This is a genomic window from Nocardia suismassiliense, assembly GCF_900269665.1.
Taxonomy (GTDB): domain Bacteria; phylum Actinomycetota; class Actinomycetes; order Mycobacteriales; family Mycobacteriaceae; genus Nocardia; species Nocardia suismassiliense.
In genome coordinates this window covers 2,571,940-2,584,681 of sequence record NZ_LT985361.1, presented here as the reverse complement: position 1 = coordinate 2,584,681, position 12,742 = coordinate 2,571,940, and the positions used below count along the sequence as shown (strand labels likewise).

The window sequence follows — 12,742 nt, the reverse complement described above, 5'->3', positions numbered from 1 at the left end:
CGAGCAGCACAGCATGCGGATGCAGAACGGCCAGGCAACGGGCGAAGGACGACATACAGGGAGTAAAGTGTAGTAAGAAGACCAGAACAACGGCCCGGGCGCGCCTGTCGTTTTTTTTTGTAAATCACCCGCCGCCCCCCGAACCCCCCCCCAACCCCTTCGCCGGCAGCGTCAGATGTGTAAAAGAGCCCCCCCAAACCCCCCACCGCCACACCCACTCCGGCCGTTCCCAAGCCGACAACCGAAGCGCGCCTGGCAGACCGCTACGGTCGCGGCCGCGACTGACCCGCACACCCGCGCCGGCACCGCCGCGGCCTGCGAGCTGCACCGATGCGGTCTCCCCCGACAAACTCGTATACCTCCGTCAGATCGAGTCGCTCGCGCGCCATCTGCGACCAAGCAATGGACGAAGGCTGACTCAGCTTCGTCCGTAACTCCGACATTGCCACGCCCCTTCAGCGCGCCATCAACGAGTTCGCTCGTTGAATAGCGCGATTCAGGTTCTGCGAGGGAACAGGGTGCGGCGACCAGAACCGAGGCCCACTGCACCACCTCCAGCACGTGCGGCACCACAGAGCCCTCGATGACGCGCGGCATTACGGCACCTAGCGCCTGGCGAGAGCCCAAATAGCTGCGACCACAACCGACGCCCACTGCACGGCCTCCGACATGTGCACTGCGCGGTGGAGGTCCGCGACGGTCGGGGCGGGGCCGTCGCCGAGGGTGGGGCGGAGTTCGGTGCCGTGGCGGTATTGGGTGCGGCCGCCGAGGCGGACGCCGAGGGCGCCTGCCATGGATGCCTCGACCACACCCGCGTTGGGGCTTGGGTGTTTTGCGGCATCGCGGCGCCAGGCGCGGCGGGCGGCGGCCGGGCGGCCTTGCACGAGTGGGGCGAGCGCGACGGTGAGTAGGCCGGTGAGGCGCGCGGGTAGCAAATTGGCCAGGTCGTCGGTGCGGGCGGCGGCCCAGCCGAAGTTGCGGTAGCGGTCGTTGCGGTAGCCGATCATGGCGTCGAGGGTGTTGATCGCGCGGTAGCCGAGCAGGCCGGGCACACCCGCGAGCGCACCCCAGACCAGCGGGGCCACCGTCGCGTCGGAGGTGTTCTCCGCGATGGATTCCAGTGCGGCGCGGGCCAATCCGTCGGCGTCGAGCACCTCGGGATCGCGGCCGCACAGCGAAGGCAGCAGCGCGCGAGCGCCGTCCAGATCGCCGGCCTCCAGCCGATCGGCCATCTCGCTACCAGCCTTGGCGAGGCTCCGTCCGCCCAGCACCGTCCAGGTGGCCAGCGTGGTGACCGGCAATCCAAGACCACGAACCCCCACACCGACCCCGACCACCGCCCCCACCAGCACCACCTCGTGCAGCACCCCCGCACGACGCCGATCGGCATACGTCACCGATTCGAGCGCACTTGCCGCCGAACCGAATCCAGCCACCGGATGCCACCGCCGCGGATCCCCCAGCACCCGATCGAGCACAAACCCCAACACCAACCCACCAGCGGTAGCGGTCCCCTTCTGCACCCACCGAGCCTATCCGCACCCTCCACAGCCCACGATCAACGGGACACAGCGGCGCACCTCTCTCTCGGCGGATGCCGCCACCATGTCCCGTCGAGCACGAGCGCCCGCGCTGAATGGGACACCACAACGCGCCCACCCGGCATTCGCCACCACCACGTCCCGCCGGCACCAGCTACCCCACCGAGCGGGACACCACGACGCGCCCCCGACGTCTGCCGCCACCACGTCCCGCCGACATCAGCTACTCCGCCCAGCGGGACACCACGGCACGCCCATCCGACATTCGCCACCACCATGCCCCGCCGATCATGCGTAACCCCGCCAAACGGGACACCACAACGCACTACCCGACGTTCGCCACCACCACGTCCCGTCGATCACGGGCTATCCCGCCGAACGGGACACCACGACGCGTCCACCCGACGTTCGCCGCCACAACGTCCCGCCGACCATGAACGACCCCGCCAAACGGGACACCACAGCGCGCCACCCGAGGTCTGCCGGCCCCATGTCCCGTCAGACACCAGCTACCCCCTGAGCGGGACACCAAGACGCGCCCACCCGACGTTCGCCGCGACCATGTCTCGTCGATCATGCGTAACCCCGCCCAACGGGAAACCACGACACGCCCACTCGTCATTCGCCACCACCATCTCCCGGCGGACACCAGCCACCCCGCCGAGCGGGACACCACGACGCGCCCACCCGACGTCTGCCGCCACCACGTCCCGCCGACATCAGCTACGCCACCCGACGGGACACCACGGCGCGCCTGCTCGGCATTCGCCACCACCATGTCCCGTCGATCATGCGTAACCCCGCCCGACGGGACGTCACGGCGCGCGCCCACTCGGCGTTCGCCACCATGTCCCGCTCGGCAGCCGCGCTGCGCGATTTCGGCGACGGTGGTGCCTGGGTGAACCGGCACGACGGGCCACTGGGTGCATCGGCTCGATCATGCGGAACTCGGCGCGTCAGTGATGCGAACCTCGTCGGTGACGGGCATACCGTGTCGGCGATCTACGGCGTGTCACACTCTGATCCGCTGCGTCGTCGACCTGGTGACGCATCCATGAACTCGCGCCCGGCGGGGCGGAACGACCGAACGGCGACAGCAGTGACTTCCGATCAGCCTTCTACTCCGGAACCCCTCGATCAGGCCGAGCTGGCCCGGCGGTTCGAGGAGCATCGGCCGTATCTGCGCAGGCTCGCCTACAGCACGCTGGGCAGTCTCACCGACGCCGACGATGTGGTGCAGGAGGCGTGGCTGCGGCTGCAGCGGCAGCACGAGGCGGGCACGGCGGGACAGATCGAGAATCTGCGCGCCTGGCTCAGCACCGTGACAGGTCGTCTCGCGCTGGATCAGCTCGGGTCGGCCCGGGTTCGCCGCGAGCAGTATGTCGGCGAATGGCTGCCGGAGCCGGAGGTCACCAGTTGGGACGATCCGGCAGACCGGGTCACCCAGGACGAACGGGTCACCACCGCACTGCTGGTCGTCCTCGAGTCGTTGTCGCCCGCCGAGCGCACCGCGTTCGTCCTGCAGGACGTGTTCGGAATGACCGGCCCCGAGGTCGCCGAGGTGGTCGGCCGCACTCCGGCTGCGGTGCGACAGCTCGCCTCCCGCGCCCGCAAGCACGTCGAGAACGGCACGCCGCGCTTCCCCGCCTCGCCGGACGAACAGGAGAAGGTCGTCTCCGCCTTCGCGGTCGCCTGGCGCTCCGGTGATCTCAGCGCGCTGCTCGGCGTGCTCGACGCGAACGTCAGCCTGACCGCCGACGGCGGCGGCAAGGTTCCCGCCATCCGCCAGCCGGTGCACGGCGCCGAGCTCATCGCGAAGATGCTGCTCGGCTGGTACCACGCACCCTCCGCCGCGGACGGGTGGGGCCGCGCGGTGCTGGTCAACGGCGCGCCCGGCCTGGTCGTGTTCGACGGTAACCACATCGGCGTATTCGACTTCGTCATCGATGACGGCCGCATCGTCGCCATCAATGTCATCCGCAACCCCGACAAGCTGCACGACCTGCCCACCGAGGGCGAGCCCGACTGGTACCTCGGCGCAAACCGCACCGAGGAGGAGTAACCCGAACCCTGAGTCGGTGCCGAACACACCGAGCTGGTCGCTCGCGCGCTCGTATCCGCCGAGACCGGTCAGCCCGCCAACCCCACCGGCTGCGGCGTCGTATACCCATGCGCCGCAGCCACTTCCACCGACAACAGCCGACCAGCATCCGCGGTCACACCGTGCGCAAGATCGTGGTGGACGGCGCACGCCTCTTTCCAACCGAGCTCGGCGATGGCGCGCACGTATGGATACGTGGCGTTGGTGAGCGCGACAGTAGCCGTGGGCGGCACCGCGCCCGGCATATTCGCGACACAGTAGAACAATGAATTGTGCACGCGGAAGGTGGGATTCGCGTGGGTGGTGGGGTGTGACCCGGCGAAGCAACCACCTTGATCGATCGCGATATCGACCAGCACCGAACCGGGCCGCATTTGCGCGACGAGCTCGTCGGACACGAGTTTCGGCGCACGCGCCCCCGGCACCAGCACCGAACCGATGACGAGGTCGGCGGCGGTAACGGCCCGCTGAATCTCGGCGGCATTCGAGGAGACCGTGGCGATCCGCCCATCGAAGCGCGCGTCCAATTCACGCAACCGAGGCAAGTTGGTGTCCAGCACGGTAACTCGCGCACCCATACCGGCGGCGACCGCAGCCGCGTTCGACCCGGCGACCCCACCGCCGAGCACCACCACATCGGCAGGCGGCACCCCCGGCACCCCGCCGAGCAGCCTCCCAGCCCCGCCCAGCGGCGCCATCAGGTGATACGCCCCGACCTGAGCCCCGAGCTTGCCCGCAACCTCACTCATCGGCGCGAGCAACGGCAACGACCCGTCAGCGGCCCGCACAGTCTCGTACGCGATCGCGGTGATCCCGGAACGCAGGATGGCGTCGGTGCACTCACGCGACGCTGCCAGGTGCAAGTAGGTGAACAGCACCTGCCCGCGCCGCATTCGCGGATACTCCTCGGCGATCGGCTCCTTCACCTTCAACACCAGCTCCGCCGACCGCCAGACCTGGTCGGCGGACGGCACCAGCCGCGCCCCCGCGGCCGCATAGTCGGTGTCGGCGAACCGCGACCCGACCCCTGCCCCGGCCTGGATCAGCACCTCGTGTCCCTGCGCGGCCAACTCCCCGGCCCCCGCCGGCGTCAGCGCCACCCGGAACTCCTGCTCCTTGACCTCCCGTGGAACTCCGATCCTCATACCGCCATCGTGGACCCCGTAACGGGCACACGCCACGAACGACGCGCGGGCGGCACACGATGATCACGAGACCGCCCGCCGACGAGCGGTTTCTGCGCAAGTTGATCAGCACGCCCGCGGCAGGTGCTGGCAATCAGTGCTGATCTACAGCTCATTCCGGCAGCGAGCAGTGAGTAGGCGAGGTCGCAGAAGCTGCAAATTGTGCGGCTCGCGGCGCAGGGCATGTCCAACCGGGACATCGCGGCGGCCTGAGCGGAGCCGGCCTGGGCGGACACTTTCGCGTGCAACCCATCGCTTTACCCGCAACATGCACGAAAAATGTCAGCTCGGACCGGGCCCGTCGCCTATCTGTGTCAAACGGCGATCTCCACGCCGAGCGGCGGGATCAGCAACTGCTTGTCCCGCCCCGCGTACTCGAACAACCGCCGCAGCCGATCCAGCGTCTCACTGAAATGCACCCACCCTTCGCCGTGCACCGGCACGATCACCGCGTCGCCGAGCACCTCGGCGGCTTGCACCGCAGTGCGCGCGTTCAGCGTGAGATCGGTATCGCCGAAATGCCCGACATTGGCCGCACCGACGAACAGCACCGCCACATCGATCCGGCCGATCCGCTCGACGATCTGCGCGACCCGATCGACCGACGCGTTGTCACCTGAGACGTACACGGTCGGCTGACCGTCGGCCTGCAGCACGAACCCGGTGACGACCCCGGTCAACGGCTCGCAACCTTCGGGCCCGTGCAGCGCGGGCACGCCGGTGATCCGGATGCCGGAGATCGTCACGGTATCCCAATTCTTCAGTCCGCGAACGCCATTGATCCGCTCAGCAGCACCGGGCGTGGAGAGCACGGTCTGCGCGGTCTTCAGGAATTCGCGCCCGGAGTGGTCCAGGTTGTCGGCGTGCTCGTCGTGCGAGAGCAATACGACGTCCACCGGACCGACCTGGTCGGCGGGCACCGCAGGACCGGTGAGCTTGTGCAACGTGACCGGACCCGGGTAGTCACCGGGCGCGTCGAAAGTGGGGTCGGTCAGGAAGGTAAGGCCCGCGTACCGGAGTCGGACGGTGGGCCCACCGATGTGCAGAACATCGAGCTGATTGGTCATGTCATCGAGCTTGTCAACCCGCTGGCACACCCGACAGTGGCCCGAGAGCCGCTTATCGCTAAAATCGGGCCATGCACACCGTAGCCGTCCTCGCCTATGACGGCATGAGCCCCTTCCACCTGTCCGTGCCGAGCCTGGTGTTCGGCCGGGTCGGCGTCCACGGACCGGCGCTGTACCAGGTGGACGTCTGCGCCGAGAAGCCCGGAAGTCTGCACACCCCAGCAGGTTTCGACATCGAGGTGCGACACGGACTCGACCGGCTGATCCGGGCGGACACGGTGGTGATCCCCGCCTGGGAATGCGACCTGCCCGTCTCCGACGACCTCCGCACCGCCCTGCACCAGGCGCACGCGGCAGGCGCCAGAATCGTCGGCCTCTGCCTCGGCTCCTGGGCGGTGGCGGCCAGCGGACTGGCCGACGGCCGCGAGGTGACCACCCACTGGGCGGCCGCCGCCCAGCTGGCCCGCGCCTTCCCCGCGGTCCGCGTGCGCGCCGACACCCTGTGGTCGGACCTCGGCGACGTCGTCACCTCCGCAGGAGTAGCCGCCGCCCTCGACTGCTGCCTGCACCTGGTACGCACCGACCTCGGCAGCCGGGTGGCCACCGAACTGGCCAGGGATCTGGTCACCGCGCCGCACCGCAGCGGCTCGCAGGCGCAGTACATCCCGATCGCGGTACCCGACGCCGCCGACGACGACCCGATCGAACGCGCAATGGTCTGGGCGCGAACACATCTCGGCGAATCGATCGACCTCGACGGCTGGGCCAGGGTCGCCCTGATGTCGCGGCGCACCTTCACCCGCCGCTTCCGTGATCGCACCGGCAACAGCCCGCAGCAGTGGCTGCTGCATCAGCGCACCGACCGCGCCAGGCTGCTGCTGGAAACCACCGACGACACGATGGACCGCATCGCCACCGACACCGGCTTCGGCACCGCCGTCAGCCTGCGTCACCACTTCCACCGCATCCTCGGCACCAGCCCGGCCGCCCACCGCGCGTTGTTCCAGGGGGCACGGCTAGGTTCGTCCGCATGAGGATTCAGATCGGTGAGTTCGCCCCGGAGATCGACGAGGCGGCGTGGGTCGCGCCCAACGCGACGGTGATCGGCCGGGTCCGGCTCGCGGCCGAGGTCAGCGTTTGGTACAGCGCCGTGCTGCGCGGTGACCTCGAAGAGATCAGCGTCGGCGAGCGGACCAACATCCAGGACGGCTGCGTGCTGCACGCCGATCCCGGCTTCCCGCTCACCGTCGGCAGCGGGGTGTCGGTCGGGCACAACGCGATCCTGCACGGCTGCACGGTCGGCGACGATGTGCTCGTCGGCATGGGCGCCACCGTGCTCAACGGCGCGGTGATCGGCGCGGGCAGTTTGATCGCGGCCAATGCGCTGATTCCGGAGGGCGCGCAGATTCCGCCCGGGTCGCTCGTCGCCGGAGTGCCGGGCAAGGTCCGGCGTGAGCTCAGCGAGGCCGAGCAGGACGGCATTCGGCTGAATGGGGCTGTGTACCTACACAACACGGCCAATCACCGTGCCGCAAAAGAGGTGTGAGACAGCACACACTGATCAAGCGTCCAGTAGGAATCGCTGATAACATTCGGCCAGCGTGCCCGGTGACCCGGGGTCTCCTGCCGACACGGTTGTCGTGCGGCTTGTAGCGCAGTGGTTAACCCACCTGGGTCGGTGGGTGCAGAAGCGTGCAGGCAGGAGGTTTCACGATGATGGCGTACATGCAGTCGGGTATGCACCGGTCCACGGGGCGGATCAGCGTGGCCGACATTGCCGCCCAGCCGGGCGGCATCGAGGCATTACAGCGACGAGTCCACGAATTGCGTTCCAGCGGTGTCGATTTCGCCGCCAACGCGATCGAGCAGGAGATGGCGGCGCTGGACTTACCGCGCCAGTGATCGTCATCCCACGGTCACCGTGTGTCATACGGCGGTGACCGTGGCCAGCCCGGCCGTAGTGTGCTGATCCAGCGCCATCAGCGCGGCCCGCACGTGCACCGATTGCCAGCCACCATCCACCCGGCGCAGCCGTACCGTGCCCTCCGTGCGATGGCGCGCCAACTCCCGCGACATGGCCTGCGCGGCCGCCAGATCGTCCGGATGAATCCGCGGCGCGGGCTGACCGGGTAGATCCGCCCAGGCAATCTCCGGCATCGGCGGACCGATCCACCGAATCAGTTGCAGGGAACGCAGATTCATGATGGCCCGGTACTCCCCCGGCGCCGTGGATGCCTCCAGCAGTTGATACTCCAGAATCATCGGCGGCGGCGCCGAAGCCACCGCGGTCGCGGCACCGATGTCCTGGGTCACGCCGCGGAACAAGATCTCCTCGCGCCCGTCGGCATCGGGCTCGATAATGATCCGGCAGGCGAAATGCCCTGCGCGCAAGGCCTCGTCGTCGCGGCGCACAGTCCACACCGCCTGATGCTCGGTACCCGGCGCGGAGTTCACGATCTTCGCCAGCGCCTCGCTCTCGTCCCGGTTGGTGACCAACCGAGTGAACGCCCCCGCGATGGCCACCTCCGCCGCCCGGTCCTCGGGCGCGACTCCGTACAGATCGAGTAGATCCACGCTGCGCACCGACCGATTGGTGGTGAGGTTGAAGTACCAGGCCCCCACCGGTTCTCGCGGTGGCAGCGGCTCGCGCACCGGCCCCACCCACAGCCGCACGGCATGCGCCCGCTCCGGCGTGATGAGCAGCGGCTCGGCCCGCACCGTGCGCCTGCCGTCCGCCGATACGCACGCGACCGGTTCGCGGGTCCGGCAGGCCTGCGCGAGAGCGGCTTCCGCATCCGCGAGCGACAGCGGGTTGCGCACGATATTGCGCAGCGGCACGAAGGACTTCGGCGTGACACCGAACGCGATCACCTTGCCCGGCACACCCGAAAAGCACTCGACCAGGATCCATTTCACCATCAGCCGCGTCCGATCGATCGCGCCCGATTGAACAGGACCACGAGAAGCGTTCGACCAGTTGCCATTTCACCATCATCCGTTCCCGACCGCGCGGGTGCGCACGGTCAGGAACGAAATACCATGTCCAGCACCCGTTCGTGATACGAGCCGGCGAACCTTGTGACCAGGTCCACAAGAAGGGCGTCCAGTCCGACGAGCACCTTCGCCTCGCCCCGCGCGGCGCCGCGCAAAATCGTCCTGGCCGCCGCGGCCGGGCTGGTGCGCGCGACATGCCCCTCGAACCGGCGCGCGACCGCCGCCGCGTCGATGCCGGGCGCGACGCTCGCCGACCGTGCGATGGAGGTGAGCACGCCGCCGGGATAGACCCCGGTCACCCGGACCTTGCCGCCCGCCGCCCGCATGTCCTGGCGCAGTGAGTCGGTGAACCCGCGCACCGCGAACTTCGCCGAGTTGTACGGCGCGTGCTGCGCCACTCCCACCAAGCCGAACGCCGAGGACATGTTCACCACGTGCGCCCGCTCGGCGGCCAGCAGATACGGCAGAAAAGCCTTGGTGCCGTTGACGACTCCCCAGAAGTCCACGTCCATCACCTGCTCGAAATCGCTGAACGGCGAGTCCGCCACACTGCCGACATGCAGGATTCCGGCGTTGTTGAAGAGCGCCTCGACCCGTCCGTACCGCGCGGCGGTCGCCGCGGCGTGGTCGAGCACCGCAGCCCGGTCGGTGACGTCGAGCGTGCTCACCGCCGGCTCATGTCCCACCTCGGCGCAGCGTGTGCCGGTCTCGGCGACGGCGTCGGCCGACTTGTCCGACAGGGCCAACAAGGCGCCGTCGGCGGCCAAGGCCAATGCCAGTTCGCGGCCGATGCCGGAGCCCGCCCCCGGGGTCGCCACCACCTGGTTCGCGAAATATGCCACGGCTCAACCCTTTCCAGCCCATCCGATATCCACATCGGATATCCACAGAGGCTAACCAGACAAAGCTGGACGCGCGACCTGGACGCCAATCCGGCGATCCTCGGACGAGCCGCCGGACGCCGGTGAAATAATGAAGGTCCATCACCCGCACCGTCGCGACGCCATCCCGCACGCCCGGCCCTCGCACGAATCGACTGGAGACCAGATGCCAAGTGTCCCGCCCATGCTGCAGCGCATCCTGGACAAGCCCGTCGCCGACGGCGAAAAGCTTCTCGAAAGCGCGCTGTCGGCGTTCCTGGACTTCGGCATCAAGCGGACCAGCATGGGTGAGATCGCCCGCCGCGCCGGCATCAGCCCCGCCACCCTGTATCGCCGCTTCGAATCGAAGAACGAGCTGGTCGAAGCGGTGAGCGTGCGCGAAGCGCAGCGCTTCGTCACGATGATCGACAAGCAGGTACGGGCCGTCACCGGCTCCGAGGACCAGCTGGTGGAGATCTTCGTCGCCTTCATCACCGCGATCGCCAACAACGAGCTGCTGCGCCGTTTGCTGCGCACCGAACCGGACCTGATCCTGCCCCGGCTCACCACCGACGCAGGCCCGATCCTCGCCGTCGGACGCGGCTACCTGGCCGAGAAGCTGCGCGAACTGCGCGACACCGAGAACACCCATGATTTCGACGCCGACCTGGTTGCCGAGATCATGGCGCGGCTCGCACTCTCTTTGGCTCTCACCCCCGATGGGCTCATTCCGGTCGCCGACCGTGACGCCGCCCGCGAGTTCGCCCGGCGCACCCTGCTGCCCATGGTCGGCGTGCACGTCACCGCATAGCGTTCAGATCGCGGGCAGCGATACCCCGAACGCCGCTGCCACCCGCTCGTCCAGCTCGGCCCGGGCCGCCGCGTCCGGTACCCGACCTTCGACGAACTCGCGCGCCAGCTCGATGACGGCCGACGCCGATCCCGGATTCGGCAGCGGTAGTCGCGCCACATACTGCGTGATCCACCGGCGCCTACCCGAATACAGCCGGTTCCCGCACACCGCGTCGTAGAAGCGCAAACCGAGCGCCGAATTCGCCACGCCCATCAGCAAATACGCGAGCGCATTCGCGTCGGACGGCGACCCGGCGAGATCGGGTAGCGAGATCCAATAGCAGTCACCGTTCACCACCGCACCCGACCGGTCGAGCGCGAACCGCGGTCGATCACTGATATCCGGAAACACCAGCTTCGGCTCACACCACAACTGCGGACGCTGCGGCACCCAGATCTCGAACCATTCGCGCCCACTCGCGCCCAGGTAGTGGCGGGCGGACAACGTGTCCTTATGGGTGCGCAGATATTCAGCAGCACAGGGGAATTCGTTCAGATCGATCGGAGTGCGACGCGACTGACCGCAGTCGTAGGGATACAGCACGCGAGTGTCGTTCGCTCGCACGATCCGCCACGGTTCGAGATCATGATGCGTGATCAACTCGAGCAATAGCTCAGGCTCGGGAGGCGGCTCGACCTCGGCCCACCGATCCGAGATGAACACCCGATCCGCAGTTGTCTTGATACCCACCCGAATCCGGCCCACCTCCCCGAACGTCTTCCACGTTGCCGCAGCGATGGCGTCGAGCCAGGAATCGATCTCGGTATTGGACATGCGCCACGCGGTCTCGAGTTCCGCTGTGCGCCGGATGTTTGCGCGGAGCGGGGTTGACCGCGATGCGGGTGGCGGAGCTGGAGCGAACTGCTTTGCGGCCGAGGGAACTTCGGCGGACCGCCCCGGAGCCGGCAGCGGCGCGACGAACGATGTTGCGGCTGAAGGCGGTGCTGCGGCGTATGGCCCTTCGGCCGACGGCGTTGCGGCTGACGGATTTGCGTGCCTTTGCTCGGCCTGTGTGTGAGGCGTTCCGGGTTGCAGCACACGCTCGGGGCGAAGGGGCTCGCTCTGCCCAGCAAGACTCGTCCCGACGCGGGCGGCAGAAAGCCTCTGTGCCCCTGCCTGTTCCGGCGGCGTCGCATGGCCCGTCACCAACGCACCAACCTCTACCGCGAAAGTCCGCCCTTTGTGCGCGACGAGGCAACAGCACTCCCCGGTCAGTGCGTCGAAAAGGCCTGTATCCGAGATGTTTCCGCCGCCTTCGGTTTCATACGCCGAGACGTAGCGACATTCTCCGCCGTACGCAGCACGCGTGGCGATGGTTATCGCAGGAAGTACCGCCGCCTCGAAGAGCTTGGTGTCCCCCAGGTCGTACAACTCGACCGGCGCCAATTCGGCAAGCAGCAACCGGCGAATGTTGGCGCCCGCCTTGGTGGTCAGGAATCTGTTGGCGCACAACAACCCCAGCGCACCACCGGGGCACAGCAGCCGCGGCAGTGTCGCGACGAACGGATGCGTCAGATCGATCCGCCCGCGCAACCCGAACTGCTTGCTGAGCAGCTGCGCGGTGGCCCCACCCAACTGCTGGGTTCGCACATACGGCGGGTTCGTGATCACGGCATCGAACGATTCGGCCGCGAGCTCGTGGGAGGCCGTGAGGAAGTCCCCGACATGCCAGTCCACGCCGGAGCCCGCGTCCCGTGCCCGCGCCACCGCTAGCGCCGCCGCGTCCAGGTCGTACCCGGTCGACTCCACCCGAACCCCGGGCAGCCGAATCGCCGCCTCGTCCCGCAGAGCGAATAACAGCTCCCCGTCACCACAGGCCGGATCGAGCACCCGCAAGACCCCGAATTCCGGCCGCGGCACGTGCGTGAGCAGCCGCTGCGCCAGAAACCGCGCGAGCACCGGCGGCGTGTAGTGCCGACCGTGCCGCTTGCGATCCCGCGCGGCGGGGGCTCCGAAAGCCATGCGCTGGATTCTGCCTTGTCAGAGAGCTCATGACCCGGCAATGCCAGCACTCCATCCGACCGCCCAGTTCGACGGCGTCCCCAGGCTGCACCACCGCACCCGCACCCTCTTCGACATCCTCACGCGTGTCAGTACGGCAAGTCGGCGTGCGGGAACCTACAAACTGTGCGGCTGTCCACC

Annotated in this window: 11 protein-coding genes; 5 read left to right on the top strand and 6 right to left on the bottom strand. The window is 68.2% G+C overall.

The genetic code is table 11. The features are described 5' to 3' along the window. Positions 1-605 precede the first annotated feature (605 nt). Positions 606-1,523 (bottom strand): cobalamin biosynthesis protein, encoded by a 918-nt coding sequence (locus tag DBO33_RS11595; protein ID WP_107655029.1) that lies wholly within the window; start codon positions 1,521-1,523, stop codon positions 606-608. A 1,117-nt stretch (positions 1,524-2,640) separates the two neighbouring features. On the opposite strand from DBO33_RS11595, the gene sigJ reads away from it, so the two are divergent. Next, the gene (sigJ, locus tag DBO33_RS11590) at positions 2,641-3,603 is read left to right on the top strand and encodes an RNA polymerase sigma factor SigJ (RefSeq protein WP_107660183.1); all 963 of its coding nucleotides are present in this window, start codon (positions 2,641-2,643) and stop codon (positions 3,601-3,603) included. A 68-nt stretch (positions 3,604-3,671) separates the two neighbouring features. Here sigJ and ald read toward each other — a convergent pair whose 3' ends face one another. Beyond that, positions 3,672-4,787, bottom strand: coding sequence for an alanine dehydrogenase (gene ald / locus DBO33_RS11585; protein ID WP_107655028.1), 1,116 nt, complete (start codon positions 4,785-4,787; stop codon positions 3,672-3,674). 353 nt (positions 4,788-5,140) lie between these two features. Further along, entirely contained in the window at positions 5,141-5,893 is a 753-nt protein-coding gene (locus DBO33_RS11580) for an MBL fold metallo-hydrolase (protein ID WP_107655027.1), read from the bottom strand. Between the two features lie 71 nt (positions 5,894-5,964). Here DBO33_RS11580 and DBO33_RS11575 point away from each other — a divergent pair, with 71 nt between their 5' ends. From DBO33_RS11575 to DBO33_RS11565, 3 genes are all read left to right on the top strand, one after another. Next, positions 5,965-6,927, top strand: coding sequence for a GlxA family transcriptional regulator (locus DBO33_RS11575; RefSeq protein WP_107655026.1), 963 nt, complete (start codon positions 5,965-5,967; stop codon positions 6,925-6,927). Beyond that, the gene (locus DBO33_RS11570; protein ID WP_107655025.1) at positions 6,924-7,439 is read left to right on the top strand and encodes a gamma carbonic anhydrase family protein; all 516 of its coding nucleotides are present in this window, start codon (positions 6,924-6,926) and stop codon (positions 7,437-7,439) included. Before DBO33_RS11575 ends, DBO33_RS11570 begins: the two co-directional genes overlap by 4 nt. A 170-nt stretch (positions 7,440-7,609) precedes the next feature. Next, a complete protein-coding gene (locus DBO33_RS11565) occupies positions 7,610-7,795 on the top strand; it encodes a hypothetical protein (RefSeq protein WP_107660182.1) in 186 nt (61 codons plus the stop codon). A 24-nt stretch (positions 7,796-7,819) separates the two neighbouring features. Here DBO33_RS11565 and DBO33_RS11560 read toward each other — a convergent pair whose 3' ends face one another. Further along, positions 7,820-8,812: a GAF domain-containing protein gene (locus DBO33_RS11560; protein ID WP_107655024.1), complete on the bottom strand. Its 993-nt coding sequence runs from the start codon at positions 8,810-8,812 to the stop codon at positions 7,820-7,822. 104 nt (positions 8,813-8,916) lie between these two features. Continuing rightward, a complete protein-coding gene (locus DBO33_RS11555; protein ID WP_107655023.1) occupies positions 8,917-9,729 on the bottom strand; it encodes an SDR family NAD(P)-dependent oxidoreductase in 813 nt (270 codons plus the stop codon). Positions 9,730-9,934: 205 nt separating this feature from the next. Here DBO33_RS11555 and DBO33_RS11550 point away from each other — a divergent pair, with 205 nt between their 5' ends. Next, positions 9,935-10,558 carry a TetR/AcrR family transcriptional regulator gene (locus DBO33_RS11550; RefSeq protein WP_107655022.1) on the top strand — a complete coding sequence of 208 codons (624 nt, stop codon included), beginning with the start codon at positions 9,935-9,937 and terminating at the stop codon, positions 10,556-10,558. Positions 10,559-10,561: 3 nt separating this feature from the next. On the opposite strand, the gene DBO33_RS11545 is transcribed toward DBO33_RS11550, so the two are convergent. Continuing rightward, positions 10,562-12,562, bottom strand: coding sequence for an Eco57I restriction-modification methylase domain-containing protein (locus DBO33_RS11545; RefSeq protein ID WP_107655021.1), 2,001 nt, complete (start codon positions 12,560-12,562; stop codon positions 10,562-10,564). Between the last annotated feature and the right edge of the window lie 180 nt (positions 12,563-12,742).

What these genes read in the sequence shown, in the direction of transcription:
- ald (WP_107655028.1), bottom strand. Translation starts at nt 4,787, where the DNA reads ATGAGGATCGGAGTTCCACGGGAGGTCAAGGAGCAGGAGTTCCGGGTG.
- DBO33_RS11580 (WP_107655027.1), bottom strand. Translation starts at nt 5,893, where the DNA reads ATGACCAATCAGCTCGATGTTCTGCACATCGGTGGGCCCACCGTCCGA.
- DBO33_RS11575 (WP_107655026.1), top strand. Translation starts at nt 5,965, where the DNA reads ATGCACACCGTAGCCGTCCTCGCCTATGACGGCATGAGCCCCTTCCAC.
- DBO33_RS11570 (WP_107655025.1), top strand. Translation starts at nt 6,924, where the DNA reads ATGAGGATTCAGATCGGTGAGTTCGCCCCGGAGATCGACGAGGCGGCG.
- DBO33_RS11565 (WP_107660182.1), top strand. Translation starts at nt 7,610, where the DNA reads ATGGCGTACATGCAGTCGGGTATGCACCGGTCCACGGGGCGGATCAGC.
- DBO33_RS11560 (WP_107655024.1), bottom strand. Translation starts at nt 8,812, where the DNA reads ATGGTGAAATGGATCCTGGTCGAGTGCTTTTCGGGTGTGCCGGGCAAG.
- DBO33_RS11550 (WP_107655022.1), top strand. Translation starts at nt 9,935, where the DNA reads ATGCCAAGTGTCCCGCCCATGCTGCAGCGCATCCTGGACAAGCCCGTC.
- DBO33_RS11545 (WP_107655021.1), bottom strand. Translation starts at nt 12,562, where the DNA reads ATGGCTTTCGGAGCCCCCGCCGCGCGGGATCGCAAGCGGCACGGTCGG.